This is a genomic window from Pseudomonas sp. GW823-FHT02E01, assembly GCF_058797535.1.
Window position 1 is genome coordinate 104416 of record NZ_JBXAJS010000012.1, and the last position, 26196, is coordinate 130611.

Here is a 26196-nt window from a genome sequence, read left to right on the forward strand (position 1 = left end):
TCGGTTTGCCCCTCGCGGCAGGGAAACTGACTGCGAAACCCCACCAAACCGGCGTCTGCCCATTGTCGAGCCACGGTGTAACGCGCTAAGGTTCAGCTCCCCGACGCGCTTAATTTGCTGTGCTCCGCCGCGCGGGTTCGCTGGCGGCCGGCACCCGTGACCTGACGAGTAAACGATGGCTGATTTACCGATCAACGACCTAAACGTCGCCTCCAACGAGACACTGATCACTCCCGATCAGCTCAAGCGCGATATTCCCCTGAGCGACGCCGCACTGCGCACCGTCACCAAGGGCCGCGAAGTCATTCGCAACATTCTGGATGGCACCGACCATCGCCTGTTCGTCGTCATCGGGCCTTGCTCGATCCACGACATCAAGGCCGCCCACGAATATGCCGAGCGCCTGAAAGTTCTCGCCGCCGAAGTGTCCGATACCCTGTATCTGGTCATGCGCGTGTACTTCGAGAAGCCACGTACCACCGTCGGCTGGAAAGGCTTGATCAACGACCCGTATCTGGACGACTCGTTCAAGATCCAGGACGGCTTGCACATCGGTCGCCAGTTGCTGCTGGACCTGGCCGAAAAAGGCCTGCCGACCGCCACCGAAGCCCTCGACCCGATCTCCCCGCAATACTTGCAGGACCTGATCAGCTGGTCGGCCATCGGCGCACGCACCACCGAATCCCAGACTCACCGTGAAATGGCCTCCGGGCTGTCCTCGGCCGTCGGCTTCAAGAACGGCACAGATGGCGGCCTGACCGTGGCGATCAACGCCCTGCAATCGGTTTCCAGCCCGCACCGCTTCCTGGGTATCAACCAGGAAGGTGGCGTGTCGATCGTGACCACCAAGGGCAATGCCTACGGTCACGTGGTGCTGCGCGGCGGCAACGGCAAACCGAACTACGATTCGGTCAGCGTTGCGCTCTGCGAGCAGGCGCTGAACAAGGCGAAGATCAAGCCGAACATCATGGTCGATTGCAGCCACGCCAACTCCAACAAGGATCCGGCCCTGCAACCGCTGGTGATGGAGAACGTCGCCAACCAGATCCTCGAAGGCAACAAGTCGATCATCGGCCTGATGGTTGAAAGCCACTTGAACTGGGGCGCCCAGGCGATCCCGAAAGACCTCGCCGACCTGCAATACGGCGTGTCGATCACCGACGCCTGCATCGACTGGACCGCGACCGAAAACACCTTGCGCAGCATGCATGCCAAGCTCAAGGATGTGCTGCCTAAACGCGATCGCAGCTGATCGCCTGTTTGGCGGCGCAAAAAGCACACACAAAAAAAACGCCGGGCTGGACCCGGCGTTTTTTTATGTGTTCGTTTTGTTGAAGGTCACTGACTCAGCTTGGCCGCATGCCGCTGGTGACGCTCCATGTAGCGCTCGACGTAGGAGCACGATGGAATGACGGTGTAGCCCATTTCGTCAGCGTACTCCAGCGCCTTCTCGGTCAAGGCTGCCGCAATACCGCGACCACGCAATGCGTTGGGCACGAAGGTGCGATAGATATCCAGGGTCTGTTTCCCCAGATCCATATAGGTCAGATAGGCACGATGACCGTCCACATTGGTCTCGAACTGATGACCAGCCTGGTCATGGTGGATGGACAACGCCTCGCTCATCACTACTCCTCGCGGGTCTGGAATTCCGACCCCTACCTTACCGATGTTTTTCCGGCGAAGGAACATCTACGCCACCCCGTGCCTGAGTGGGCACCGAGAAGAGCTGCACCGATCTCGCGCTACCGAGCACGTACAAATAGTAGGCACCATTGGCAGAAATGCTCAAGGTGCGCTCGTCATCGTGCGGGTTGGCGGGTGCTGCTCCGGATCACGCAGGATTGCGCTCGACCGAAGATCACTCCGGGTCGATAGCCTGAACATTGCCGGATGTTGAGACTTAAGACGAGCGCCCGCTGTTAAAGTCACCTGAACATCGAGAAAGATATTGGGAGGCGCTACGCAAAAGCCGAACAAAAGTGTAGACGAATCCATGTAGGCGGACTTTAGCCAGGCGGGAAAAAGAGCGGTGTGCCGAAGGAACTTTTTCTCTCCAGTTCGCTCAGCCACGGGCCTTGCAGCTGGATATTTTTTAAACAGTTCAGTTAAAAGTTGCTCGAAAAAGAATCAACGCCTACAATTTTTTTTGCTTCTTGCGTCACGTCAGTTTTACTTACTACAAGTAATGGGTAGTATGTACGCCGGCTCTTTCCTCAATCGGAGGAGATAGCTACTTAATAGAAAGTCCTTGAAGGGGAACACGATGAACAACGTTCTGAAATTCTCTGCTCTGGCTCTGGCCGCAGTTCTGGCTACCGGTTGCAGCAGCGCATCGAAAGAAACCGAAGCACGTCTGACCGCTACTGAAGACGCAGCTGCTCGCTCCCAGGCTCGTGCAGACGAAGCTTACCGTAAAGCTGATGAAGCTCTGGCTGCTGCTCAAAAAGCACAACAGACTGCTGACGAAGCTAACGAGCGTGCTCTGCGCATGCTGGACAAAGCTAGCCGCAAGTAATAATCCTTCGGGATTGTTATCAAGCCGACCCATTTTTTGGGTCGGCTTTTTTATTGCCTGGCGTTTCTCCAGGCAATAAAAAACCCGTCGACGCTGTCCGCGCCGACGGGCTCTTTGCCAGCGTTACTGCAGCGGGTCGATCGGCATGCTCGATACCATCGGTGCAACGCCGTTGCCCGGCACAGCGATCTCAACCGGCAGGCCGTCTTCAGCGGCGACCACATCACGCACCACATCCCAGTTCATACGCAGGTTGTTGGTGATGTCTTCACGCTTGAGCATCGCATTGATGACTGCGGTGTGCTTGTCGACCACCGACGGGTTGCCCTTGTCGTCCAGCGGCGTATGCGCCTCCAGATAGACCTTGCCGCCACTGAGACCAAACTTGTACGGGTCGTTGATGATCCGCACCGACGTTCCGACCGGCACCATGCCCGCCATTTCCAGCACGTTGTTGTTGAACATGCGGAAGCAACCGTGGCTGGTGCGCATGCCGATACCGAACTTCTTGTTCGAACCGTGGATCAGGTAGCCCGGTGTGCCCAGGGTGAACTTGAACGGCCCCAGCGGGTTGTCAGGGCCGGCCGGCACGACGTTGGGCAGCGGATCACCGTCTGCTGCGTGCTCGGCCTTGATCGAAGCCGGAGGCGTCCAGGTAGGGTTCGGTGTCTTGGCGGTGATGCTGGTGTGGGCAATCGGCGAGCCCCAGCCTTCACGACCGATACCCAGCGGGAACGTGTACACCACGTTCTTGCCTTTCGGGTAGTAATAGAGGCGGTACTCGGCCAGGTTGATCACGATGCCTTCACGCGGACCTGGTGGCAGGATGAAGCGAGTCGGCAGAATGATTTCCGTACCGGCGCCAGGCAACCAGGCATCGACACCCGGGTTGGCCGCGACCATTTCCGTGTAGCCCAGATCGTAGGCGGTACCAAGGTCGGCGAAGGTATCTTCGTACTTGGCCTTGATCACCTGCACCTGGCCGATGATGTCCTCACCGGGCGGTGGCAGGGGAAGCTCCAATGCTGCGACTGGACCGGCCACAAAGAGGGCGGCAAGAGTCAGGCAGCGGGTGACGGCAGGAAAGCGCGACAACATCCGGAAAATCCTATGCATGATCAACTGAGAGTATAAGAACGCGATTGTACACTGCAGTCCGTTATTTCGGGGAGATCGCCCGATTACAGGCAGTGCGGGCCGATTTTGCGATTATCTTCGATCCCGTGTGGGAGCGGGCCTGCTCGCGAAGGCTGTAGGGCAGGCGGTGTGGTTTTTTGAGGGTGAGGCGGCCTGCTGGCCGGGCCGATCACAACTGAACGCGTTTCCCTGTAGGAGCGAGCTTGCTCGCGAAAAACGCCAGGACAACGCGGGCATTCAGGCAGCACGCGTTATCGTTGACGTCCATCGCGAGCAAGCTCGCTCCTACAGAAGAGCAGAGCAACGGCAGGTCGGCGCACACCCGTGCTCTTCACCACTCAACAGGCCGAGCGCAACTGACCAGAGGGCAATGCCGCCGTTACCGTAGAAACGGATACACGCACAGTCGGCAAAAGGCTAACGCGCAATGACGGATCAAAGCTCAAACCGCAATTCCGGCCAGATCGGCGACGTCCCCCGCTTCTGCGACTCAAGAATGGCCCGGCACAACGAACACAGCCGCTGGTCCTGAAACACCCGGCGATCAACACTCGACCAGCGCGGTTGCGCCGGCAACAGACTGCCGCACAGGGTCCGGTCCGCCGAACCGCCCAACTCCAGTTGACGGGTCACCAGATGCACTCGCACTTCCTGGCAGGCGAACAGATCCAGCTGTTCGTCAGGCTCGATCAGTTGATAGGCAAATAGTGACCAGGCGGGACGCGGCATCGGGGGCTCCAAATCGGGGGCGCCACCTTAGCCGAAAGCCTGCTTCTAGAAAAGTGTCATAACAGCGGTTTTAGAGTAGGCCAGACATTTTCCAGCAACTTGTCCTGGGCCCCGGCCGCCGGATGTATGCCGTCAGCCTGCATCAAGTCCGGATGGCCGCCTACGCCATCGAGGAAAAACGGCACCAGCGGGATCTTTTTCTCATCGGCCAGGTTGCTGTAGACCTCGGCGAACGCCTTGGTGTAACGCGCACCATAATTGGGTGGCAATTGCATGCCGAGCAGCAACACCTTGGCACCGCTGGCCCGGGAGCTGTCGATCATCGAAGCAAGATTTTGTTGCAATTGAGTTGGCAGCATCCCGCGCAGACCATCATTGCCGCCCAGCTCGAGGATCACCAGTTCCGGTTTATGCTCTGCAAGCAGCGCGGGCAGGCGCGCCTGGCCTCCGGCACTGGTGTCGCCACTGATGGACGCATTGATCACTTTGTCGTCGAAACCTTCGTGCCTGAGCCGTTGCTCAAGCAGCGACACCCACCCCAGCCGGGTATCCAGCCCGAAACCGGCGCTGATACTATCGCCAACGATCAGGACTGTACCCGCCGCTGCGTTTTGGGCCATGCACATCAAGGCCAGGCCAGCACTCAAAAACCAGACACGCATCGGACTCTCCATGGGCGCAAGCATTCTCATCGCGAAGGACCTTAGCAAAGTGGTTCCCAGCGCGGAAGGTGAACTGACCATCCTGCACCAACTCAGCCTGGAACTGAACAAGGGCGACAGCCTGGCCATCGTCGGCGCTTCCGGCTCCGGCAAGTCCACCCTGCTGGGTCTGCTTGCCGGCCTCGACCTGCCGAGCAGCGGCGAAGTCACACTCGCCGGGCAAGGCCTGAGCAACCTCGATGAAGACCAGCGTGCGCGCATCCGCGCCGAGCACGTGGGTTTTGTCTTTCAATCGTTTCAGCTGCTCGACAGTCTCAATGCCCTGGAAAACGTCATGTTGCCACTGGAGCTCGATGGCCGCAAAGACGCCCGCGAACGCGCCACCCAATTGCTGCAACGGGTGGGACTGGGCCAACGCCTGACTCACTCGCCGCGCCAGCTCTCCGGAGGCGAGCAACAACGCGTGGCGATTGCCCGCGCATTCGCCGCCGAGCCCGATGTGCTGTTCGCCGACGAACCGACCGGCAACCTCGACAGCCACACCGGCGAGCGCATCAGCGACTTGCTGTTCGAGCTCAACCAGGAGCGCGGCACGACCCTGGTGCTGGTGACTCACGATGAACGCCTGGCCCATCGCTGCCGGCGCCTGATCCGTCTTGAAGCCGGCCTGCTGGTCGCCCCTCTGGAGCCTTGATGGCACGCCTGCCGCTGTTGCGCCTGTTCAGTCTCGCCATCCGCCAATTGCTGCGCGATGCCCGCGCCGGTGAATTGCGCGTGTTGTTTTTCGCCTTGCTGGTGGCCGTGGCCGCCAGCACTGCCATCGGTTACTTTGGCGCGCGCCTGAACGGCGCCATGATGCTGCGCGCTACCGAATTCCTTGGTGCCGACCTGCTGCTCGAAGGCAGTTCGCCTGCGCGCCCCGAACAGATAAGAAGCGGCACCGAACTGGGTCTGGAACACGCTCAAGTGGTGGAGTTCTCCAGCGTCATCGCCACCGACAACAGCATTCAGCTGTCCAGCATCAAGGCGGCCGATGACACCTATCCGCTACGCGGCGAATTGAAAAGCGCGCCCGCCCCCTTTGCCACGCAAATAGTCGGTGGCGGACCGCACCCCGGTGAAGCCTGGGTCGAGGGACGCCTGCTGACCGCCCTGGACCTGAAGATCGGCGACAGCATCGATGTCGGCATGAAAACCCTGAAACTGGCGCGGGTGCTGACTTACGAACCCGATCGCGCCGGCAATTTCTACAGCCTGACACCGCGGGTGCTGATCAACCTCGACGACCTTGCAGCCACCGGCGTGGTGCAGCCCGGCAGCAGGGTCAGCTATCGCGAATTATGGCGAGGCAGCGCTCAGGCACTCGAGACGTATCGGCAACTGATCAAACCGGGGCTTGCCGCCAACCAGCGCTTGCAGGACGCCCGCGACGGTAATCGACAGATCGGTGGCGCCCTGGGCAAAGCCGAACGCTACCTGAACATGGCCAGCCTGGTGGCGGTGTTGCTGTCCGGCGTGGCGGTGGCGCTGTCGGCAACCCGCTTCGCCACCCGACGGTTCGATGCCAGTGCCTTGCTGCGCTGCCTCGGGCTGTCGCGCCGGGAAACCATGGTGCTGTTCAGCCTGCAACTGACTGTCCTCGGGCTGCTGGCCAGCATCAGCGGCGCCCTCCTCGGCTGGCTCGCACAGCTGGGGTTGTTTGCCCTGCTGCATGACTTGTTGCCGACCGACGTGCCTCCGGGCGGGCTGTTTCCGGCCATTGCCGGGATCGGTACCGGATTGGTGGCGTTGGCCGGATTCGCCTTGCCGCCACTGGCGGCTCTGGGTCGGGTTCCGCCATTGCGCGTGCTGCGCCGGGACATGCTGCCGATCCCTTCCAGCACCTGGATGGTCTACGGCGCAGCGCTGGGCGCCCTCGCCCTGATCATGTGGCGCCTGAGCCTGGACCTGGTGCTGACCTTTGCCCTGCTCGGCGGCGGCGTGATTGCAGCGTTGGTGCTGGGCGGCTTGTTGTTGCTGCTGTTGAAGAGCCTGCGGCGCATGCTTGCTCGTGCGTCCTTGCCCTGGCGCCTGGGACTGGGCCAACTGCTGCGTCACCCGCTCGCTGCCGCGGGCCAGTCCCTGGCGTTCGGCCTGATTCTGCTGTCAATGGCGCTGATTGCGCTGCTGCGCGGCGAGTTGCTGGACACCTGGCAGAACCAGCTGCCGAAAAACGCTCCAAACTACTTCGCGCTGAACATCCTGCCGGCGGACAAACAGGCCTTCACCGATCACCTGATCACCGTATCGGCGCAATCGGCACCGTTGTACCCGGTAGTGCCTGGACGCTTGATCAGCATCAACGGCGAGCCTGTACAGCAAATCGTCACCAAGGAATCGGCCGGGGACCGGGCGATCCAGCGCGACCTGAGCCTGACCTGGGCCGCGGACCTGCCGTCGGGCAACAAACTCACGGCCGGCAATTGGTGGAACCAACAGATGCCGGACGATGTTCCCGGCGTGTCGGTAGAAGGCAAGGTCGCCGAGAGTTTGAAAATAAAGCTCGGCGACCACCTGGTATTCAGCGTTGGCGGAGTCAATCGCGAGGCGAAGGTCACCAGCCTGCGGGAGATCAACTGGGACAACTTCCAGCCGAACTTCTTCATGATCTTCCAGCCCGGCACCCTCAAGGATCTGCCAGCGACCTACCTGACCAGTTTCTATCTGGCAGCGGGTCACGACCAACAGATTGTCGACCTGTCCCGCGCCTTCCCGGCGGTGACCATCCTGCAGGTCGAAGCCTTGCTGGAGCAACTGCGCAGCATCCTCGCCCAGGTGACCCTGGCAGTGGAGTACGTGTTGTTGTTCGTGTTGGCGGCGGGGATGGCGGTGCTGTTCTCCGGCCTGCAAGCGACGCTGGATGAACGCATTCGCCAGGGCGCGCTGTTGCGTGCGCTGGGGGCGGAGCGGCAATTGCTGGTCAAGGCCCGGCGTATCGAGTTCGGTTTGCTGGGCGCAGTCAGTGGCTTGCTGGCGGCACTGGGTTCGGAAGTGGTGAGTTGGGTGCTCTATCGCTACGCCTTTGACCTGCCGTGGCATCCACATCCATGGCTGTTGTTGCTCCCACTGGTGGGCGCCGTGCTCATTGGTGGTGCAGGGGTGTTCGGCACCCGTCGGGCATTGAACGCCAGCCCGCTGACAGTTCTGCGCGAGGGTTGATAGACTCCTGCCATCCTCACCACAAGAAGCTGTCATGAGCCGTTACCGCCCTCCCCGCACCGCTGGCACCGCGCTGATCACCCCCGAGGGTGAAGCGCGGATGCGCGCCGAGTTCCATGAGTTGTGGCATGTACGTCGGCCCCAGGTTACCCAGGCTGTCAGCGAAGCCGCGGCCCAGGGTGATCGCTCGGAGAACGCCGAATACACCTATGGCAAAAAGATGCTGCGAGAGATCGACAGCCGCGTGCGTTTTCTCACCAAACGCCTGGAAGCGCTCAAGGTGGTCAGCGAAAAACCCAGCGATCCGAACAAGGTCTATTTCGGCGCCTGGGTCACGATCGAGGACGAGGATGGCAAAGAGTCGCGCTACCGCATTGTCGGGCCGGATGAACTGGACCTCAAACAGGGCCTGATCAGCATCGACTCGCCCCTGGCCCGCGCATTGATCGGCAAGGCACTGGACGCCGAAGTCCGGGTCCAGACACCGACGGGTGAGCAGTGCGTGTACATCGTGGCAATCGAGTACCCGTGAGCGTTAAAGCCGGGTAATCAGCCCCTGCCGGGCAACGCGGGTCAGTTGCCGAATCACTTCAGGCGCATCTTCGAGGCTGGGGGACTGAATCACTGCCAGATCGAAACTGTCGTTGGCGAAACGAGCGAGCGACTCACCGTCTTCGACAAACTGGATCAGGAAGGCAGCGGGACCGCCGGTACGACGTGGCCAGCCATCGAGATAACGCAAGAGCGTCGGCTGATGTTTGCCGCCAAGCAGGATTTTTGGATTGCGCTGGGTGAGATGTGCCGTGATCGGCGCGGGACGTACAACGGGGTTTAGTGCATTCATTGTGTCGTGTCTCTGCCTCAAAAGTCTGCATGGCAGGTGAGAGGCAACACCGAACCAGCGCTTTAGCGGTATTTCGAAGCCTGTTCCGGCTTCTATCGGCAACTGGATGAGTCACCTGGCGCCCCGCAAGTAGCTGTTTAAATCGGCGCATGAGCAACATCCTAGAGAAGCTGACTGGACAGTGTCAAGAATGACGCTCAACAAAAAAGGCCCGCACAATGCGGGCCTTTTCGTTGAACCAGAGCGGTCAACCGGCGATGGCACGGTCCGCCGAGAGCTTGCCCGCACCTTCGATCAATACCGCGAGACTGCCACCGAGCAACGCCAGGGCGAACTCATAACCGTTGTTGGCCATGAACAGACCGTTGCTGATGTGCACCGAGAAAATCGCAACCAGCGACAGGAAGATCAGGCCCAGTGCGGCCGGGCGAACCAGCAAGCCGATGATCAGGGCCAGGCCGGCGAAGAATTCGGTGCCGCCCGCCAGTGCCGCCATCAGGTAACCCGGCGTCAGTCCGAGGCTTTCCATGTACTGCGCGGTTCCAGCCAGACCATAGCCACCGAATGCTCCGAAGAGCTTCTGCGAACCGTGAGCGGCGAAAACAATACCGACCACGATGCGCAGAACGGTCAGACCGTAGCCAGCGCGTGTAGACAGTACCTTATTGATCAGTGTGCTCATGCTGTTTCATTCCTTGTCAGTGTGTGTGGGTTGGCCGCTATATTAATCAGTAATTCACATACTAAAAGCGCAAAAAACCCATCATAACAATCAGATTAATTGATCATTTGCGTGAGACAACCTTTTGCCCCTGGGGCTCCAACGACTCCCGCTCCCGGTCGAACGCCAAGTAATACTTGTTCACGCTATTAACATAACTGACAGGCCCCATACCCACTTGCTCCATGGCAATGCGTTCGACCTGGAAGAACCACTGGTTGGGATTCAAGCCTCGCCGGCGGGCTTCGGCGCGCATGCCTTGCACCCGCTCCGGCCCGATGTTGTAGGCCGCCAGCACGAAGGCCATGCGTTCGCGCTCGTTGAGTTTCGGACTGGCAAAGAATTTGCGCCGGATCATCGCCAGGTACTTGGCCCCGGCCTGCACATTGCCATCAAGGTCCTGAATATTGTTGACCCCCACCCGCTGCGCCGCAGAAGGCGTGATCTGCATCAGACCGGTGGGGCCACCGCCACTGCGGGCGGCGGGTTGCAGGGATGACTCCTTGAAGGCCAGCGCCGCCAGGTTCAGCCAGTCCATGCCCTGGGCGTCGGCATGTTTCTGCAGCACCGGGCGAAGTTTTTCCAGACGCTGTCGGTCCGCCTCGGCCAGTGGATAGTGCACTTGATAGAGACGACGATAGATCCGCAGGAACGCGGCGTCCTGATCCGATGGTTTTTTGTAGACGGTGAGGAAGCGATCAATGCTGGCCCGCAGCATCGAGGCATCACGGCGCACGAACCAGAATTCCTCTCCCGGATCACTGACGAGTACCTGTTTGTCGAAACGCAGCCTGGGCAGGATCTTGCCCCAGCGTTCGGCGATCGGTTGCTCGACGATGGTCAGGTGGAAGATCCCGCCCTGCACCATCTCCAGTACATCCTCGACGGCAAGGCTCGGATCGACCCATTCGATCGTGACCGGTGGCAGTTTGTGCAAGGCGAGCTTTTGATTGATCTGGCTGACGGCATCCCCGGCGGCACTGCCTGCAGGTAATGCCAGGGTCTTGCCGGAAAGCTGTTCAAGCCTGGTGTAGCGGCGTTCGCCCTTGATGCCCACCAGGACCAACGGGATGTTGCTGGCAATCGGCTCACTGGTGCTGACGGCGAAGCCGGGTTGCAGTTCGAGCAACTCGCCTGGCGCCACCAGATCGCCCTCCCCCCGCTGCAATGCGCCAAGCAGTTGATCCTTGGCCTTGGGAATGATCTTGAGGGTGATTTCCTGACCGTCACGGGCGTGGCCGTTGAGGTATTGCTCGAACGCTCTCAGGCGATGGTACTCGACCCCGATCGCCTGCCCCTGGACTTCACCGGAACTGTTGCGGCTCTGGTTGACCAACACCCGCAGCACACGACTGCTGCGTATTTCCGCAAGGTCGCGCACCTTGCTCGCCGGTACCGCTTGCAACGGCCCGGGCAGACGCGCGACCGCCGTCATCGGCAGTAGCAGCGAACAACACAGTAGTAGCAAAACCGAGGGACGAATCATCCACTCTCCGGAAAGAATATGAGGCCCGCTTCAATGACGAAAACCATCAAGCGCGGCGACAAAAACAGAGCGCCCAAGGCGCTGGCAACGTGCGAAAGACTGGCACAATGATGGCAAAACTACCAACCAGGTCTGGTCCACGGCTCAAGAGACAGCGTTAACCCGTTGTAGTTCTTGGTTTTTCTTATAAATCCACGGCTCTGATATGCTTTCCGGCCTTTGGGCCGAGGTAGCACCATGCAACTCATCGATATCGGCGTCAACCTGACCAACGCCAGTTTTGCCGACAAACACCAGGCCGTACTTGACCGCGCCTACGCGGCCGGCGTGTGCCAACTGGTGCTGACCGGCACCAGTGTCGAGGGCAGTGAACATGCCCTTGAGCTGTGCCAGCAACTGGACGAAAGCGCCCAGCGCCTGTTCGCCACCGCCGGTATTCACCCTCACTGCGCCAGCGACTGGAACGCCGACAGCGCCCGACGTTTGCGCAGCTTGCTCCTGGAGCCGAATGTGGTGGCCGTGGGCGAATGCGGGCTGGATTTCAACCGTGATTTCTCGCCGCGCCCGCAACAGGAGAAGGTCCTCGAAGAACACCTGGCCATGGCCGTCGAATTGCAGCTGCCGGTTTTTCTGCACGAACGCGACGCCAGCCAGCGCCTGCTGGAAATCCTGCGCGACTTCCGCGACCGACTGCCGGCCGCCGTAGTGCACTGCTTCACTGGAGAGCAGAAGGCACTGTTCAGCTATCTCGACCTGGACTTGCACATCGGCATTACCGGCTGGATCTGTGACGAGCGCCGGGGCACGCATTTGCATCCGCTGGTCAAGGAGATCAAGCGCGGGCGCCTGATGCTCGAAAGCGATGCACCGTATCTGCTGCCGCGCAGCCTGCGCCCCAAGCCGAAAAACGGGCGAAACGAGCCGGCGTACCTGACCGAAGTGCTGCGCGAAGTGGCACTGCATCGCGGGGAAAGCCAGGAAGATCTGGCAGCGCATACCACCGCGTGCGCGCGGGCGTTTTATGGTCTGCCATTGATCTCCTGATTGCCATAAATCCCACAGGTTTGAAGTTGATCTGCATCAAGAGTCAGTCACCTGTATAGCGGCACAATGATGGCGTCTTGCCAAAACTGTTTCCGCTATCAGAGAAGACCTCCATGGGTGCCTGGCTTAGCAATATCTCGCTGAAATACAAATTCTGGGCGGTCAACGCCGTCGCTTTCGTCACCACTCTGTTGCTGGTGCTGTACGCGGTACAACTCGAACAGCAGGCCCGCAGTCGCGCCGCCCAGGCTTCGGCCCAGGCTCAGGCGCGATTGCTCGAAGCCTGGCCCGCCGGGCAAACGTTGCCCCACGCCGACAACTTCCTTGCGTTCAGCCGAGGACAGGCACCCACGCTCAATGAGCAACCCGTGCAACAACTGGCCGACGCCAATGGCTGGGTCGAGATCAACGTGATGCCGCTGTTCGGTGACAATCCGCTGATGGGTGCCGAAGTGTTTACCCGTGCCGACGGCCAGCGGGTCGCCGTGATTGCCCATGGTCCGAGCCTGAGCCAGGTGTTCAACGAGCGTTTTGCCAACTACGCGGTGGCGGTGTTCATCCTGATGCTGGCAATGCTCGGTGCATCGCAGTTATTGATCCGCTTCCTGCTCAGCCAGCTCAACACCTTGAAAGACGTCATGTTGCACGTGGAGAAAACCGGCGACCTGTCGGCCCGCGTGCCATTGGCCTGCAGCGACGAAGTCGGGCAAATGGCCAACGCCTTCAACGCCATGCAGGCCGGTTATCAACGGGTGGTCAACACCGTCGCCAGCACCGCCCGGCAACTGGACGTCGGCGCCGCACGGCTGGCGGCCAGCATGAATGAAGTGCGCCACGGCATGCTGGGCCAGCAAAGCGAAACCGATCAGGCCGCCACAGCGATCAACGAAATGACCGCCACGGTCTATCACATCGCTCAACACGCCGGTGCCACCCGTGACCTTTCGCAATCGGCCGATACCCTGGCCGGCAGCGGGCAGGCGGTTGTGACACGGGTGCAGCGGTCGATTGCCGGACTGTCCACCGGCGTCCAGCAGACTGCCGAGATGATTCAACGCCTGGCCGAGGACAGCCAGAAAATCAACGGCGTGGTCAACGTGATTCACAGCATCGCCGAGCAAACCAACCTGTTGGCGCTGAACGCCGCCATCGAAGCGGCCCGGGCCGGCGAGATGGGTCGCGGTTTCGCGGTAGTCGCCGATGAAGTACGCAACCTCGCCAAACGCGTGCAGACCTCCACGGATGAGATCACCCTCATGGTTTCGGCGTTACAGGCCGGCACACGGGACGCCGTGGACTTCATGCAAGAGAGCTCGTTCAAGGCCGACGACTGCGTACAACAGGCGCAAGAGGCCGGCGCGGCATTGGCCGAGATCACCGGAGCGGTGGCGCAGATGCGTGAAAGCAACACGCAGATCGCGGTGGCGGCCGAGCAACAGAGCCAGGTGGCGGAGGAGATGAACCGGGCGGTGGTGAGCATCCGTGACGTGACTGAGAACACGGTGCAGCAGACGGTGACGTCGGCGACCACCAGCAATGAGCTGGCGGCGTTGGCCGGTGAGTTGAGCAAGGCGATAGGTCAACTGAAACTTTGAGAGCCTCTTCGCGGGCAAGCCCGCTCCCACAGGTGACCGCGTTCTTTCATTGGAATACGGTCAAAATGTAGGAACGGGATTGCTCGCGAAGGCTTCAGAACTGGCACCATCTATTCCAGTCATGGCACCTATCAAGCCAATAGCCAGCCTTGATTCGCCGCCAGCATAGACCGGGCCTATTCTTAATCACATGTGTTCAACATGGATCGAGGATCGGCATCATGGGCAAACGTCACCCCAACCTACCCGCCTGGCAATGGCGAGCCTACCCGAACAATCATCAGCACCCGACCAATCTGGTGCTGCACCTGATCGCGGTGCCGCTGTTCATCGTGGCATTTCTGCTGATTGTGACCGGGGTGTTCAGCCTGAGCCTGGCAAATATCGCCATCGGCGTAATCGGTGTCATTGCGGCGCTGGCCTTGCAACGCCACGGCCACAACCTGGAGACCCAAGCCTCCGAACCCTTCAGTGATCGCAAGGATGCGGTATCACGCCTGTTGGTCGAGCAGTTCCTGACGTTTCCACGGTTCTTCCTCAGCGGCGGCTGGTGGCGCGCCTGGCGTGAGCGCCACCGCCGGCACTGATCAGGCGAACACAGTCACGGTCTGCCGGCTCATGGCGATCAACCGACCATCCGCGCTCCACATTTTTGCGGCGGCATGCCCGTAGCCGTCGGCGGCGTATTCGGTTTCGACGAGGTATTTGCACCAGTCCAGGGTGTTCAGTTCCAGCAGCGGCTGCACGAATTCGATGGTCCAGGTCAGCGTGCTGCCCATCGCCGGCTTCTTCAAAAACGGCATCAGGGCCGGCGGCCAGGCGTCCACTAGCGCCAGGATATGCGCCTCGCCGATAGCCTCTTCCTTTACGTCGCCGCGCAAGCGTACCCAGCCACCCATTTGCCGGGATGTGCTACCGCTGAACGGCAGCCCACCGACACTCCAGCGCATCGCCAGATGCCGCATGAACTCCGGGATGACGCCTTCGACGAAAGGCAATTCCTGGCATTCGTCCCAGTGCTTCATTTCAGGTGCCGTTTCAGCGGCCACCGCCACTTCCGAAGGTCGCGAGGCACCGAAGCTGCCCTGGATCAACGTCACCACCTGGCCCTTCTGCATCACCCGGCCCAGCACTTGGCTGACGGCCTTGCCTTCGCGCAGCACCTCGACGTCAAAACTGACCGGCACCTCGGGCTCAACCGGGCCGACAAAGGTGATTGCCAACGAACGCACCGGTCGATCCGCCGGAACCCGGGCGCGCATGGCTTCGTACTGCAAAGCGGCCACCAGGCCACCGAAACTGGCTCGCCCCTGGGCCCATGAGGCCGGGATAGACAGCTCCATCGGCTGGCTGCGGACAGCGTTGAGCAGTTCGGAAAAACGCATGAAAACCTCTGGGAATGGAAAAAGATGAAGGGATCTTAACCATCTGGCGACGTGGATACATCGCCTATTCCGGCCAAATTGACTGACAGATAAGTCGCACAAGGCTCGTGCCGGACATATAACCTGCAGGAGCGAGCCTGCTCGCGATAGCGCCCGGACAGCCAACATCAATGTTGAATGTCACGACCTCATCGCGAGCAAGCTCGCTCCCACAAAGGATCTCGAGTGGTCTCAGGATTTGAAACAGGCCTTGCTGAACTTTTCCAGAACGCGGTCCGCTCGGGTTTCGGCCTCGGCCATGGTGGCTTCCCACACGGCAACACAGGGTTGCAAATCCGCTTCCCGTTCAGCCATCGCCAGCCATTGCACGCAATCGTGCCAGTCACCCAGCGCCCCCTGGGCCGATTTCAGCCGGGGCATGGCCGCTTTCGGCAAACGGTCCAGTTCGGGGTAAGCGTCGATGCCATAGCGCACGCGCTTGATCAGCAGGCGCAGCCGATGACGGTCGTGGGTCGGATCGTGCAGTGCCTCGTCGAGTTTTTTCCATTGCTTGCCCAGGCGTTTTTCGATGCGCTTGCGCAGGCCCTTGAGCAATCCCTGGCGCTGAGCGGCACGCAGAAAACGCGGAAACGCATCGAGGACGATCAGCATTTGCGCAAGTTCGGGACTGGTCGCCACGGCCGGGTAAGCCTCGGCCATTTGCGCCATGCGCCACTGTGCGGCTTGGGGTTGATGGTGCTGGAGCAGGTACGCCGCCAGCACTTCGCGATCACGCAATGGTGTGGTCAGATCGCCCACCCGGGAGGCCGCCACTTCCAGTTGTTCGACGCCGGGCAACCCGCGCAAGGGTCGCAACAGGCTGCGTAACCGTCGCATGGTTGTACGCAGATCATGTAACGCTTCAGGGTCTGTACGCTCTTTCAAGCGGGCCTGACAGGCCAGCAGACGAACTTCCAGGCCCAGAACCTGAGCCACCAACCGATCGATCATGGGGGTTTACTCCGTAAACAGCGCCAGGTTGCAAGCTCCAGGCTGAAAGCTCGAAGGCTCTTGCAGCTTAGAGCTTGTCACCGCTTTTTGCTTTTAACGCCCTGCGCGCGATTCACGAATATAGAAACGAGCCTTCTCGGCTTTCTTGGTGCAGCCTTCGAATCCCTCGAATTGCTGCTGGGTCTTGGCCGCGGTCAACAACGACAGGGCCTTGGAGTAGCTGACGGTCCCGGCGAAACCTTCGGCTTTGGCCAGGTCCAGTTCATGCCATGCCGCATCCAGGTTACTACCGCAGCTGTCGCGATAAGCGGTTTTGCCGGCACAACCAGCCAACGCCAGGGCAATCAAAGGCACGCAGATCCAGGCTTTCATCACTCACTCCTCAAGAATAGGTCAACAGTCATGCAGGTAAGACGTTGTGGCACCTGAAAAGTGCCGTTGGTCCGCTGTGCAAACTATAGCGCCGACGAGAATAACCATGTGCCGCCATGGAGTGTCGAAAATACGACGCTCTTGTCCCCTCGAACGACCATGGCGATTGAAGCATGGCCCTCGATGGGTGCATTGTTGAACCATTGAAACGAGGGCGATTCATGAAAAAGCGTGTCGCACTGGTATTGGGCTCGGGTGGAGCCCGGGGTTATGCACATATCGGGGTCATTGAAGAGATCGAACGGCGCGGCTATGACATTGCCTGTATCGCCGGATGCTCCATGGGCGCGGTGGTGGGAGGGATCTACGCCGCCGGCAAACTCAATGACTACCGTGACTGGATCGAGAGCCTGGATTATCTCGACGTGTTGCGTCTGGTGGACGTCAGTTTTCGTCTGGGGGCGATCCGTGGCGAGAAAGTCTTCGGACAGATCCGCAAGATCGTCGGCGAGATCAACATCGAAGATTTGCGTATCCCCTACACCGCGGTTGCCACCGACCTGACCAACCAGCAGGAAATCTGGTTCCAGGAAGGTTGCCTGCATCAGGCCATGCGCGCCTCGGCAGCGATTCCCAGCCTGTTTACCCCGGTGATGCAAGGCAACCGCATGCTGGTGGACGGCGGCATTCTCAACCCGCTGCCGATCGTGCCGGTGGTGTCGAGCCATTGCGACTTGATCATCGCGGTCAACCTCAACGCCACCAACCAGCGCCACTATCAATTGCCGATCATCCAGCGTCCCGCCGCCTTCAAGACCCGCTTCGACAGCCTGATCAACTCCGTCGGCTCGAAGTTGCCGTTCCGGCGCAAACAAGCCGAGCAATTGTTGATTCTGGAACAGGAAGCCTTGAAGGCCGAAGGTGCGGAGCTCAACCCGTGGATCGAATCCGCCGAGCCCCAGGCGCAGCAACCCGCGGCCGCTCCGGAAACCAGTGGCGCCCCCCGCTCCGCCACCGGTTCGTTCATCATCGACAACGTCGGGCCGGCGTCCTTGCTGGATTTGATCAACCAGAGTTTCGAGGTGATGCAGACGTCGCTGGCGCAGTACAAGATTGCCGGGTATCCGCCGGACATCCTGATCAACGTGCCCAAGCGCGTGTGTCGGTTTTTCGAGTTCTACAAGGCGCCGGAGTTGATCGCGCTGGGACGGGAGATTGCGCGGGATACGCTGGACCGGTATGAGAATGAGCAGAACTGAACGTCTGAAAATTCTCGATTGAATGCAAGGGCCTCATCGCGAGCAAGCTCGCTCCCACAGTGAATCTTTGGTGTTCACAAAATGTGTGTCTGACCAGGATCCTATGTGGGAGCGAGCTTGCTCGCGATGACGTCAGACCAGGCAACGAAGTTCTAAAGGCTGCCTTCACTCAACAACCGATACCCCACCCCAGCCTCGGTCACGATGAACCGTGGCCGGGTCGGGTCATCCGCCAGTTTCTGGCGCAAATGCCCGACCACGATGCGCAGGTAGTGAGTGTCTTCGGTATGGGTCGGCCCCCAGATGTCCTTGAGCAATTGCTGCTGGGTGATCACCCGCCCGGGATGCCGCGCCAGTTGCGCCAGCACGGCGTACTCCTTGCGAGTCAGCGCGACTTCAACATCGTCGAGCAGCACCCGGCGATACGCCAGGTCGACCGTCAACGGACCGAAGTTCAGCTCCGCTTGTTGCACCTCGCCTGCGGGCGCCTGGCGCAATAACGCACGGATCCGCGCCAGGAACTCCTGAATGCCGAATGGCTTGGTCACATAGTCATTGGCGCCGCCATCCAGGGCCTCGACTTTCTGCCCTTCACCGGCGCGCACGGAGAGCACCAGTACCGGCACCGTCGACCATTCGCGAAAATCGCGCAATACCTGTTGGCCGTCCATGTCCGGCAGGCCGAGATCGAGTACCAGCAAGTCCGGTTTGTTCAACGCAGCTTGCGCCAATCCTTCACTTCCGGTGCCCGCCTCCAGCACTTTGTAGCCCTGGGAAGCGAGGCTGATGCGCAGGAATTTGCGGATCTGCGGTTCGTCGTCAATGACCAAAATGGTCGCGGTCTGGCTCATGAATTCACATCAACACAAAGAAGTGGCAAGAGAGTAGCGCAAGCGCGATCAGGCTTCACTTTCGTATCCCGGCTGAGCCTGTAGCGGCAGGTGCAACGTGATGCAGGTGCCGCGCCCCTCGATGCCGTCGGCAACGCTGATACGCCCGCCATGGGCACCGACCATGCCCTGACAAATTGCCAGCCCCAGCCCGGTACCCTGCCCGCCGCGATCACCCCGCGCCGCGGTATAGAACATGTCGAAAATCTTCGCCCGATCCTCCTCCGGAATCCCCGGGCCCTCGTCGCTGACCGAGAAAAACAGCTCACTGTCATCAGCCCCTGCGCACAATTGCAAACGCCCGTGGGGTGGCGAAAACCGCGCGGCGTTTTCCATCACGTTGATCAGTGCCTGTTCGATCAGTGCGGCATGCACGAACAGCAACGGTAACTCCGCCGGCACGTCGGTGCTGACCTGCAACGGCGCAAGGACTGTCCGCAGACGGTTGAGCGCACTGCCGACGATGTCTGCCGGCGATACCCAGTCCCGTGCCAGCTTCAGGGCACCGTGGCCGAGCCGGGTCATGTCGAGCAGATTTTGAATGTAGCGGTCCAGGCGCTCGGCTTCATCACGGGTGCCTTCGAGCAGTTCACGTCGATCCTCCAGCGGGATCGCTTCACCCAGGGCCAGCAGGCTATCGATACTGCCGCGCATGGATGTCAACGGTGTGCGTAAATCGTGGGACACCGAAGCCAGCAAGGCGCTGCGCAATTGCTCGGTTTCGCCGTGCAGCCGCGCCGCTTCCAGATCATCGGCCAGTTGCGCCCGGGCCAGCGCCTGGGCCAGCGGTTGGGTCAGCGCGGTCAACAAGCGTCGGCGTTGGCCGCTCAGGGTCTGGCCTTCCCTGGCGCACACGCCGAGCAACGCCAGCGGGCCGTCTTCCACCGATAACGGCCACCACCACCAGCGACCGAACGGCAAGGTGCCGGTGCCCGCACCCGCGGGTTGATCGTGCTGCCAGGCCCAATCGGCGGCGGCGCGCTCAGCTTCGGTGAACTCCAGCGGGCCACCGGTTTCGACTTTCCAGCCGTTTTGCCCGTCGCGATTGAGCAGGCACAGTTGCACGTCGCTCCAACCGTTGAGGTGCTGGGCAGCCGCGCTGACCACGGCCTGGCGGTCGGTGGCGGCGGTCAGTTTGCGTGACAGGTCGAGCAGTTCGGTGGTCTCTTCCTGGGTATCGCGCAGTGCCTGCAATTGCCTGCGCTGGCGCGCCGCGAGGTTGCCGGTGAGGGCCGCCATCAGTAGGAAAAACAGCAAGGTCAGCACGTCTTCTTCGCGCTGGATGCTGAAAGAAAAATTCGGCGGAATGAACAGGAAGTCATAGGTCAGGAACGACAGCGCCGCACAGGCCAGCGCCGGCCCGAGACTGCTGCGCACCGCCACCAGCAATACCGCCGCAAGGAACACCAGGGAGATGTTCGGCAGTGGCAGTACGCTCTCCACGGCCCAGGCCAGAGCGCTGGCCAGAATCGTCGCCACCACGGCCAATGCGTAGTCGAACCAGACCAGTGAATGCATCGACCGCCGATGGGGTTGATGCGGTTGGTGATCGCTGTCGAGAACGTTGATTTCCAGCCCGCGCGCATTACGCAGCAGACGCGCCGCCAACCCGCCACCGAACAGACGTCGGCGCAAACGCGGCCGGGACTGGCCCACCAGCACCAGGCTGGCGCGGCGTTCGGCGGCATGCTGGATCAAGGTTTTCGCCACTTCACCGGCGCGCAGCAACACCACTTCGCCGCCCAGGCGCTCGGCCAGTTGCTGGGCGCTTTGCAGACGCAGGCGGGACTGCTCGTCACGCCCGCTGCCATTGTCTACGTGCACCAGGCTCCAGGGCAGGTGCCGCCGCTGGGCCACGCGACTGGCATGACGCACCAGGCGCTCGGCCTTGGCATCGCCGTCGACCCCTACCAGCAAACGCCCGCGCACGGCCGGCGCCGCTTGCCCCAACTGACGATACCCTTGGGCCAGATCGTTATCGACTTGAGCCGCCGCGGTTTGCATCGCCAGTTCGCGCAGGGCCGTCAGGTTGGTCTGGGAAAAGAACGCATCGATGGCCGCCCGCGCCTGCTCCGGCACATAGACCTTGCCATCGCGCAATCGCTCCAGCAGTTCCCGTGGTGGCAAGTCGATCAGCAGCAGTTCGTAGGCTTCCTGCAATACCCAGTCCGGCAGGGTTTCGCGGACCTGCACGCCGGTGATGCCACGCACCTGATCGTTGAGGCTTTCCAGATGCTGGACGTTGACCGTGGTGTACACATCGATGCCGGCGGCGAGCAGTTCCTGAATGTCCTGCCAGCGTTTTTCGTGACGACTGCCGGGTGCGTTGGTGTGCGCCAGTTCGTCGACCAGCACCAGCTTGGGTTTGGCGAGGAGCAGACCGTCAAGGTCCATTTCTTCGAGCAACACGCCACGGTATTCGGATCGTACCAACGGCTGCTGCGACAAGCCGCCGAGCAGTGCTTCGGTTTCGGCCCGGCCGTGGGTTTCGACGACGCCGGCAATGACTTTCACCCCTTGGCGCAACTGGGTGTGGGCCGCTTGCAGCATGGCGTAGGTCTTACCGACACCCGGCGCGGCACCGAGAAACACTTTGAGCCGGCCACGGCCATCGCGGGGCAGGTCTGCTAACAGCGCGTCGGCGCGGCCGGAGTTGCTCATGTATGAAGCTCTCTTTTTTTCTGGAATTGATATAGCGACTGTTCTGACGCCTTCGCGAGCAGGCTCGCTCCCACAAGTTGAAATGCGTACTCCTGTGGGAGCGAGCCTGCTCGCGAATGGCTGCGCCGCTGATTTACAGTTTTTCCAGCGCCCGATTCAACTCAAGCACATTCACCACCGGCGGGCCTACCAATGGCTGCTCGATGTGGGCGTCCAGCAGTTGTTGCAGGGTCGCTACCGGCAGATTGCGCGCCGTCGCAACACGCGCCAGTTGATAGGCAATCGCCGCCGGTGGCAAGTGCGGATCGAGACCGCTGCCGGACGTAGTGACCAGCGCCAATGGCACCGGTCCCTGGCCTGGCACCAGCAGTTTGCTGGCATCGTCGATCACCCGCATCGCCAGCGCCGGGTTGCTCGGCGACAGGTTGCTGGCACTGCTCGACACGGTGGCAAAGGCACCGGCCGAAGGACGCGGGTGGAACCAGGCGTCGCCAACGAAATCCTGAGCGATCAGAGAGGACCCGCGGACCTTGCCCTCGGCATCCCGCACCAGGCTCCCGTTGGCCTGATCCGGGAACGCGACCTGGGCCACGCCGGTGACCACCAGTGGATAAGCGACGCCGGTGATCAGCGTCATCAGGACCAGCAGGCTCAGGGCCGGACGTATCAATGTGGACATTTGAAAATCCTCGAATTCACAGGAAAAACCTGTAGGAGCGAGCTTGCTCGCGATGGATCTGAAGGCGCCACGCTTTGTCAGAAAGGGCGCGTTATCGTTAACCACCATCGCGAGCGAGCTCGCTCCTACAGGGGGGGTTCAGTCAAACCCAATGCAACGCCGTCAACAGCATGTCGATCGCCTTGATCCCCACGAACGGCACCAGAATCCCACCCAGGCCGTAGATCAGCAGATTGCGCCGCAACAACGCTGCCGCACTCGCCGCGTGAACCCGCACACCGCGCAGCGCCAGCGGAATCAGCACCACAATGATCAGGGCGTTAAACACGATCGCCGAGAGAATCGCGCTCTGCGGGCTGCTCAGGTGCATCACATTGAGCACGCCCAGTTGCGGGTAGATCGCGGCGAACAGCGCCGGCAGGATTGCGAAATACTTGGCCACGTCGTTGGCGATGGAAAACGTCGTCAGCGCACCCCGGGTTACCAGCAACTCCTTGCCGATCTGCACCACGTCCAGCAGCTTGGTCGGGTCGCTGTCGAGGTCGACCATGTTGGCCGCTTCACGGGCCGCCTGCGTGCCGTCGTTCATCGCCATGCCGACGTCCGCCTGGGCCAGGGCCGGAGCGTCGTTGGCGCCGTCGCCGCACATGGCGACCAGACGACCGTCGTTTTGCTCGTGACGAATGCGCGCCAGTTTTTTCTCCGGCGTGGCTTCGGCCAACACATCGTCCACACCCGCCTCAGCGGCGATGGCAGCGGCGGTCAATGGGTTGTCGCCGGTGACCATGACGGTGCGGATCCCCAGTTTGCGCAACTCGGCGAAACGCTCGCGGATACCGGGCTTGACCACGTCCTTGAGGTGGATCGCCCCGAGCAACTTGCCGTCGGCACACACCAGCAACGGGGTGCCGCCGCTTTGGGCGATCTTGTCGATTTCACGGGACAGGGCCGGTGCCAGGTCAGCACGCTTGAGACCAACGAACGCCAGCAACGAATCCACCGCGCCCTTGCGGTACACGCGCCCCTGGTAGTCGACACCGGACAAGCGGGTTTCGGCACTGAATGGCACGGCTGTCAGCACCTCAGCGGACGGTTCCGGTTGCGGATGGGTGCCGCGCAGGTACTCGACGATCGACTTGCCTTCCGCAGTGTCGTCGGCCAGCGAGGCCAGCAACGCGCCTTCGGCCAACTCCCCGGCTGTCACGCCAGGCGCGGCATACACCGCCGAGCAACGACGGTTACCGAAGGTGATGGTGCCGGTCTTGTCCAGCAGCAGGACGTGCACGTCCCCCGCCGCTTCCACCGCACGACCGGACTTGGCGATCACGTTCAGGCGCACCAGGCGATCCATACCGGCGATACCGATGGCCGACAGCAAGCCGCCGATGGTGGTCGGAATCAACGTGACCAACAGCGCCACCAGGAACACCAGCGGCAGGCTGCCGTTGGCGAAGTGGGCGAACGGTTGCAGGGTGACGACCACCAGCAGGAAGATCAGGGTCAGGCCGATCAGCAGGATATCGAGCGCCACTTCGTTCGGGGTTTTCTGGCGCTTGGCGCCTTCGACCAGGGCGATCATGCGGTCCAGGGTCGACTCACCGGGGTTGGCGGTAATCTTCACCAGCAGCCAGTCGGACACCAGCCGCGTGTTGCCGGTGACGGCAGAACGGTCGCCACCGGACTCGCGAATCACGGGGGCCGATTCACCGGTAATCGCCGCTTCGTTGACTGCCGCGATGCCTTCGATCACCTCGCCGTCACCGGGGATCATCTCCCCGGCTTCGACGCGCACCACATCGCCCTTGCGCAGGTTGGCGGCGGGCACCACCTGAAAGCTGCCGTTGCCGGTCTTGCGCCGGGCGCTCAAGCCTTCACTGCCGGCCTTGAGGCTGTCGGCGCGGGCCTTGCCGCGACCTTCGGCCAGGGCCTCGGCGAAGTTGGCGAACAGGACGGTGAACCACAGCCACACAGCGATTTGCGCGGCGACGAAAGTCGGCACTGCGGTGTCGGGAATGAAGCACAGCACGGTGGTCAGGATCGCCGTCAGTTCGACCACCAGCATCACCGGCGCACGCTGCAACTGCCGTGGGTCGAGTTTGACGAAGGCTTGCAGCAACGCCGGGCGCCAGAGGGCCGAGATTGCGGTTTTTGGTTGTTCCGGCGCTTTGACGGTGGCGACCGGTTTAGTTACGGGCATATTCATCATCAGATCCTCAGAAGCCCATGCTCAGATGTTCAGCGATAGGCCCCAACGCCAAAGTCGGCAAGAATGTCAGGCCGCCCACCAGCAAAATGGTCACGGTCAGCAGGGTCACGAACAGCGGGCCGTGGGTCGGGAAGCTGTTCTGCCCGATCGGAGCGGTTTTCTTCAGCGCCAGGCTGCCGGCCAGGGCCAGGACCGGGAGGATGTAGCCGAAGCGACCGATCAACATGCCCAGGCCCAGCATCAGGTTGTGGAAGGGGGTGTTGGCGCCGAAGCCAGCGAAAGCGGAACCGTTGTTGGCACTGGCCGAGGTGTAGGCGTAGAGCAGCTGACTGAATCCGTGAGGCCCAGGGTTGCTCACCGCAGCCACCGGGCCTGGCAGGCTGGCGGCGATCGCGCCGAGCACCAGTACGCCAATCGGCATGACCATCAGGGTCACCACCAGCAATTGCACTTCCCTGGCTTGCAGTTTCTTGCCGAGGTATTCCGGAGTACGACCGATCATCAGGCCGGCGAGGAACACCGCGATCAGCACGTTGAGCAACATGCCGTAGAGCCCGGCGCCAACGCCGCCGAAGATCACTTCGCCGACCATCATGTTGACCAGGGCCACCATGCCGCTCAGTGGGTTGAGGCTGTCGTGCATGCCGTTTACCGAACCGTTCGACGCGGACGTAGTGGTCACCGACCAGAGCACGGTGGCGGTGGTGCCGAAACGCGCTTCCTTGCCTTCCAGCGGCGCGGTCTGCTCGACAGCGACGTTGTTCAAGGCAGGGTTAGGTTGGTATTCAGCCCACAGCGAGGTCGCGCCGCCGATCAGGAACAGCGCCAGCATGCAGGCGATGATCGCGCGACTCTGACGCAGGTCCTTTACGTAGTGACCGAAGGTGAACACCAGCGCCACCGGGATCAGGATGATCGAGGCCACTTCGAACAGATTGCTCCACGCCGTCGGGTTCTCGAACGGATGCGCCGAGTTCACGCCGAAGAAGCCACCACCATTGGTGCCCAATTGCTTGATCGCGATCTGACTGGCAGCCGGCCCCAGCGGAATAACTTGGTCAACACCCTGCATAGTCACTGCATTCACGTACTGCGCGAAAGTTTGTGGCACGCCCTGCCAGACCAGGTACAGCGCCAGCAGCAGGCACAGCGGCAGCAAGCCGTAGAGGGTGGCGCGGGTCATGTCGACCCAGAAGTTGCCCAGAGTCCGGGTGGATTTGCGGCCGATGCCGCGACACAGCGCGACCAGTACCGCCAGACCGGTGGCGGCGCTGACGAAGTTCTGCACGGTGAGGCCAGCCATCTGGCTCAAGTAGCTCAGGGACGCTTCTCCGCTGTAGGCCTGCCAGTTGGTGTTGGTCATGAAGCTGACGGCGGTGTTGAACGCCAGCGTCCACTCCTGACCCGGCAGGTTCTGCGGGTTGAGCGGCAGGTGGTCCTGGAACAACAGGATCGTGAACAGCAGCAGGAAACCCGCGAGGTTGAAGGCAATCAAGGCCAGGGCGTATTTCTGCCAGCTCTGCTCGGCTTGCGGATCGACGCCGGCCAGGCGATAACAACCACGTTCGACCGGACCGAGAATCGGCGTCAGCCAGGTGCGCTGCCCTTCCATCACCTTGTAGTAGAAGCGCCCGAGAAACGGCGCCGGAACCAAAACCAGGGTAAAAAAACCGAGGATCAGCCAATAGTCATAACTGTGCATAGCCGCTCCTAGTTCCGGTCCGCGCGCAGCAGCGCAACCAACAGATAAATGAACAGCCCCACTGCCAGCAGCAGCGACACCCCGTCCAGAACGCTCATGGAAGTTCTCCGTGTTACGG

General features: G+C 61.3%; 25 protein-coding genes. 9 read left to right on the plus strand and 16 right to left on the minus strand.

Going from position 1 to position 26196, the window contains the following annotated elements; all coding sequences use genetic code 11:
* Positions 1-175: 175 nt before the first annotated feature.
* A complete protein-coding gene (locus tag AC1RDQ_RS25000; protein WP_007973561.1) occupies positions 176-1252 on the plus strand; it encodes a 3-deoxy-7-phosphoheptulonate synthase in 1077 nt (358 codons plus the stop codon).
* Positions 1253-1338: 86 nt separating this feature from the next.
* Here the strand turns inward: AC1RDQ_RS25000 and AC1RDQ_RS25005 are convergent, their stop codons facing one another.
* Positions 1339-1626 carry a GNAT family N-acetyltransferase gene (locus AC1RDQ_RS25005; RefSeq protein ID WP_007973562.1) on the minus strand — a complete coding sequence of 96 codons (288 nt, stop codon included), beginning with the start codon at positions 1624-1626 and terminating at the stop codon, positions 1339-1341.
* 640 nt (positions 1627-2266) lie between these two features.
* Between AC1RDQ_RS25005 and oprI the strand changes: the two genes are divergently transcribed.
* Positions 2267-2518, plus strand: a complete 252-nt coding sequence (gene oprI / locus AC1RDQ_RS25010; RefSeq protein WP_003199355.1) for an outer membrane lipoprotei OprI — start codon at positions 2267-2269, stop codon at positions 2516-2518.
* Between the two features lie 123 nt (positions 2519-2641).
* Here oprI and AC1RDQ_RS25015 read toward each other — a convergent pair whose 3' ends face one another.
* The 3 genes from AC1RDQ_RS25015 to AC1RDQ_RS25025 form a co-directional block, all read right to left on the minus strand.
* On the minus strand, positions 2642-3616 hold the full coding sequence (locus AC1RDQ_RS25015; protein WP_154860249.1) for a L,D-transpeptidase family protein: 975 nt from the start codon (positions 3614-3616) through the stop codon (positions 2642-2644).
* 474 nt (positions 3617-4090) lie between these two features.
* Positions 4091-4384, minus strand: coding sequence for a hypothetical protein (locus tag AC1RDQ_RS25020; protein WP_003226812.1), 294 nt, complete (start codon positions 4382-4384; stop codon positions 4091-4093).
* Between the two features lie 56 nt (positions 4385-4440).
* Complete coding sequence (locus AC1RDQ_RS25025) at positions 4441-5046, minus strand: arylesterase (protein ID WP_090457081.1); 606 nt, start codon at positions 5044-5046, stop codon at positions 4441-4443.
* A 10-nt stretch (positions 5047-5056) separates the two neighbouring features.
* Here AC1RDQ_RS25025 and AC1RDQ_RS25030 point away from each other — a divergent pair, with 10 nt between their 5' ends.
* Genes AC1RDQ_RS25030 through greB form a run of 3 tightly spaced genes read left to right on the plus strand, consistent with a single transcriptional unit; the run spans position 5057 to position 8776 of the window.
* Positions 5057-5740 (plus strand): ABC transporter ATP-binding protein, encoded by a 684-nt coding sequence (locus AC1RDQ_RS25030; RefSeq protein ID WP_046043370.1) that lies wholly within the window; start codon positions 5057-5059, stop codon positions 5738-5740.
* Positions 5740-8244, plus strand: coding sequence for an ABC transporter permease (locus tag AC1RDQ_RS25035; protein WP_492588384.1), 2505 nt, complete (start codon positions 5740-5742; stop codon positions 8242-8244). Before AC1RDQ_RS25030 ends, AC1RDQ_RS25035 begins: the two co-directional genes overlap by 1 nt.
* Positions 8245-8278: 34 nt before the next feature.
* Positions 8279-8776: a transcription elongation factor GreB gene (greB, locus tag AC1RDQ_RS25040; RefSeq protein WP_057713804.1), complete on the plus strand. Its 498-nt coding sequence runs from the start codon at positions 8279-8281 to the stop codon at positions 8774-8776.
* Positions 8777-8779: 3 nt separating this feature from the next.
* Here the strand turns inward: greB and AC1RDQ_RS25045 are convergent, their stop codons facing one another.
* From AC1RDQ_RS25045 to AC1RDQ_RS25055, 3 genes are all read right to left on the minus strand, one after another.
* Positions 8780-9088: a hypothetical protein gene (locus AC1RDQ_RS25045; RefSeq protein WP_057713803.1), complete on the minus strand. Its 309-nt coding sequence runs from the start codon at positions 9086-9088 to the stop codon at positions 8780-8782.
* A gap of 247 nt (positions 9089-9335) precedes the next feature.
* Positions 9336-9770: a DoxX family protein gene (locus AC1RDQ_RS25050; protein ID WP_090457085.1), complete on the minus strand. Its 435-nt coding sequence runs from the start codon at positions 9768-9770 to the stop codon at positions 9336-9338.
* 103 nt (positions 9771-9873) lie between these two features.
* Positions 9874-11295, minus strand: coding sequence for an MltF family protein (locus tag AC1RDQ_RS25055; protein WP_492588385.1), 1422 nt, complete (start codon positions 11293-11295; stop codon positions 9874-9876).
* Positions 11296-11532: 237 nt separating this feature from the next.
* Between AC1RDQ_RS25055 and AC1RDQ_RS25060 the strand changes: the two genes are divergently transcribed.
* The 3 genes from AC1RDQ_RS25060 (at position 11533) to AC1RDQ_RS25070 (ending at position 14521) form a co-directional block, all read left to right on the plus strand.
* A complete protein-coding gene (locus AC1RDQ_RS25060) occupies positions 11533-12339 on the plus strand; it encodes a TatD family hydrolase (protein ID WP_340313531.1) in 807 nt (268 codons plus the stop codon).
* Positions 12340-12452: 113 nt separating this feature from the next.
* Positions 12453-13934, plus strand: a complete 1482-nt coding sequence (locus AC1RDQ_RS25065; protein WP_492588386.1) for a methyl-accepting chemotaxis protein — start codon at positions 12453-12455, stop codon at positions 13932-13934.
* Positions 13935-14155: 221 nt separating this feature from the next.
* A complete protein-coding gene (locus AC1RDQ_RS25070) occupies positions 14156-14521 on the plus strand; it encodes a DUF962 domain-containing protein (protein ID WP_057713798.1) in 366 nt (121 codons plus the stop codon).
* On the opposite strand, the gene AC1RDQ_RS25075 is transcribed toward AC1RDQ_RS25070, so the two are convergent.
* The 3 genes from AC1RDQ_RS25075 to AC1RDQ_RS25085 all read right to left on the minus strand — a co-directional run bounded on the left by AC1RDQ_RS25075 (position 14522) and on the right by AC1RDQ_RS25085 (position 16681).
* Positions 14522-15319 (minus strand): acyl-CoA thioesterase, encoded by a 798-nt coding sequence (locus AC1RDQ_RS25075; RefSeq protein ID WP_492588387.1) that lies wholly within the window; start codon positions 15317-15319, stop codon positions 14522-14524.
* 231 nt (positions 15320-15550) lie between these two features.
* Positions 15551-16309, minus strand: coding sequence for a CHAD domain-containing protein (locus AC1RDQ_RS25080; RefSeq protein ID WP_492588388.1), 759 nt, complete (start codon positions 16307-16309; stop codon positions 15551-15553).
* A 93-nt stretch (positions 16310-16402) separates the two neighbouring features.
* Positions 16403-16681, minus strand: a complete 279-nt coding sequence (locus AC1RDQ_RS25085) for a hypothetical protein (protein WP_034150181.1) — start codon at positions 16679-16681, stop codon at positions 16403-16405.
* 221 nt (positions 16682-16902) lie between these two features.
* Between AC1RDQ_RS25085 and AC1RDQ_RS25090 the strand changes: the two genes are divergently transcribed.
* On the plus strand, positions 16903-17940 hold the full coding sequence (locus AC1RDQ_RS25090; RefSeq protein WP_492588389.1) for a patatin-like phospholipase family protein: 1038 nt from the start codon (positions 16903-16905) through the stop codon (positions 17938-17940).
* A gap of 152 nt (positions 17941-18092) precedes the next feature.
* Here AC1RDQ_RS25090 and AC1RDQ_RS25095 read toward each other — a convergent pair whose 3' ends face one another.
* The 6 genes from AC1RDQ_RS25095 to kdpF all read right to left on the minus strand — a co-directional run bounded on the left by AC1RDQ_RS25095 (position 18093) and on the right by kdpF (position 26176).
* Positions 18093-18791 carry a response regulator gene (locus AC1RDQ_RS25095; protein WP_090457093.1) on the minus strand — a complete coding sequence of 233 codons (699 nt, stop codon included), beginning with the start codon at positions 18789-18791 and terminating at the stop codon, positions 18093-18095.
* A gap of 48 nt (positions 18792-18839) precedes the next feature.
* Entirely contained in the window at positions 18840-21491 is a 2652-nt protein-coding gene (locus AC1RDQ_RS25100) for a DUF4118 domain-containing protein (protein WP_492588390.1), read from the minus strand.
* A gap of 133 nt (positions 21492-21624) precedes the next feature.
* Positions 21625-22170, minus strand: a complete 546-nt coding sequence (gene kdpC, locus AC1RDQ_RS25105) for a potassium-transporting ATPase subunit KdpC (protein WP_340313544.1) — start codon at positions 22168-22170, stop codon at positions 21625-21627.
* A gap of 142 nt (positions 22171-22312) precedes the next feature.
* Positions 22313-24373: a potassium-transporting ATPase subunit KdpB gene (kdpB, locus tag AC1RDQ_RS25110; protein WP_492588391.1), complete on the minus strand. Its 2061-nt coding sequence runs from the start codon at positions 24371-24373 to the stop codon at positions 22313-22315.
* A 10-nt stretch (positions 24374-24383) separates the two neighbouring features.
* Complete coding sequence (kdpA, locus tag AC1RDQ_RS25115; protein WP_492588392.1) at positions 24384-26078, minus strand: potassium-transporting ATPase subunit KdpA; 1695 nt, start codon at positions 26076-26078, stop codon at positions 24384-24386.
* 8 nt (positions 26079-26086) lie between these two features.
* The gene (gene kdpF / locus AC1RDQ_RS25120) at positions 26087-26176 is read right to left on the minus strand and encodes a K(+)-transporting ATPase subunit F (RefSeq protein WP_007899818.1); all 90 of its coding nucleotides are present in this window, start codon (positions 26174-26176) and stop codon (positions 26087-26089) included.
* Between the last annotated feature and the right edge of the window lie 20 nt (positions 26177-26196).

Coding starts and splice junctions, on each gene's coding strand:
- AC1RDQ_RS25000 (WP_007973561.1), top strand. CDS start 176: ATGGCTGATTTACCGATCAACGACCTAAACGTCGCCTCCAACGAGACA.
- AC1RDQ_RS25005 (WP_007973562.1), bottom strand. CDS start 1,626: ATGAGCGAGGCGTTGTCCATCCACCATGACCAGGCTGGTCATCAGTTC.
- oprI (WP_003199355.1), top strand. CDS start 2,267: ATGAACAACGTTCTGAAATTCTCTGCTCTGGCTCTGGCCGCAGTTCTG.
- AC1RDQ_RS25015 (WP_154860249.1), bottom strand. CDS start 3,616: ATGTTGTCGCGCTTTCCTGCCGTCACCCGCTGCCTGACTCTTGCCGCC.
- AC1RDQ_RS25020 (WP_003226812.1), bottom strand. CDS start 4,384: ATGCCGCGTCCCGCCTGGTCACTATTTGCCTATCAACTGATCGAGCCT.
- AC1RDQ_RS25025 (WP_090457081.1), bottom strand. CDS start 5,046: ATGCGTGTCTGGTTTTTGAGTGCTGGCCTGGCCTTGATGTGCATGGCC.
- AC1RDQ_RS25030 (WP_046043370.1), top strand. CDS start 5,057: ATGGGCGCAAGCATTCTCATCGCGAAGGACCTTAGCAAAGTGGTTCCC.
- AC1RDQ_RS25035 (WP_492588384.1), top strand. CDS start 5,740: ATGGCACGCCTGCCGCTGTTGCGCCTGTTCAGTCTCGCCATCCGCCAA.
- greB (WP_057713804.1), top strand. CDS start 8,279: ATGAGCCGTTACCGCCCTCCCCGCACCGCTGGCACCGCGCTGATCACC.
- AC1RDQ_RS25045 (WP_057713803.1), bottom strand. CDS start 9,088: ATGAATGCACTAAACCCCGTTGTACGTCCCGCGCCGATCACGGCACAT.
- AC1RDQ_RS25050 (WP_090457085.1), bottom strand. CDS start 9,770: ATGAGCACACTGATCAATAAGGTACTGTCTACACGCGCTGGCTACGGT.
- AC1RDQ_RS25055 (WP_492588385.1), bottom strand. CDS start 11,295: ATGATTCGTCCCTCGGTTTTGCTACTACTGTGTTGTTCGCTGCTACTG.
- AC1RDQ_RS25060 (WP_340313531.1), top strand. CDS start 11,533: ATGCAACTCATCGATATCGGCGTCAACCTGACCAACGCCAGTTTTGCC.
- AC1RDQ_RS25065 (WP_492588386.1), top strand. CDS start 12,453: ATGGGTGCCTGGCTTAGCAATATCTCGCTGAAATACAAATTCTGGGCG.
- AC1RDQ_RS25070 (WP_057713798.1), top strand. CDS start 14,156: ATGGGCAAACGTCACCCCAACCTACCCGCCTGGCAATGGCGAGCCTAC.
- AC1RDQ_RS25075 (WP_492588387.1), bottom strand. CDS start 15,319: ATGCGTTTTTCCGAACTGCTCAACGCTGTCCGCAGCCAGCCGATGGAG.
- AC1RDQ_RS25080 (WP_492588388.1), bottom strand. CDS start 16,309: ATGATCGATCGGTTGGTGGCTCAGGTTCTGGGCCTGGAAGTTCGTCTG.
- AC1RDQ_RS25085 (WP_034150181.1), bottom strand. CDS start 16,681: ATGAAAGCCTGGATCTGCGTGCCTTTGATTGCCCTGGCGTTGGCTGGT.
- AC1RDQ_RS25090 (WP_492588389.1), top strand. CDS start 16,903: ATGAAAAAGCGTGTCGCACTGGTATTGGGCTCGGGTGGAGCCCGGGGT.
- AC1RDQ_RS25095 (WP_090457093.1), bottom strand. CDS start 18,791: ATGAGCCAGACCGCGACCATTTTGGTCATTGACGACGAACCGCAGATC.
- AC1RDQ_RS25100 (WP_492588390.1), bottom strand. CDS start 21,491: ATGAGCAACTCCGGCCGCGCCGACGCGCTGTTAGCAGACCTGCCCCGC.
- kdpC (WP_340313544.1), bottom strand. CDS start 22,170: ATGTCCACATTGATACGTCCGGCCCTGAGCCTGCTGGTCCTGATGACG.
- kdpB (WP_492588391.1), bottom strand. CDS start 24,373: ATGAATATGCCCGTAACTAAACCGGTCGCCACCGTCAAAGCGCCGGAA.
- kdpA (WP_492588392.1), bottom strand. CDS start 26,078: ATGCACAGTTATGACTATTGGCTGATCCTCGGTTTTTTTACCCTGGTT.
- kdpF (WP_007899818.1), bottom strand. CDS start 26,176: ATGAGCGTTCTGGACGGGGTGTCGCTGCTGCTGGCAGTGGGGCTGTTC.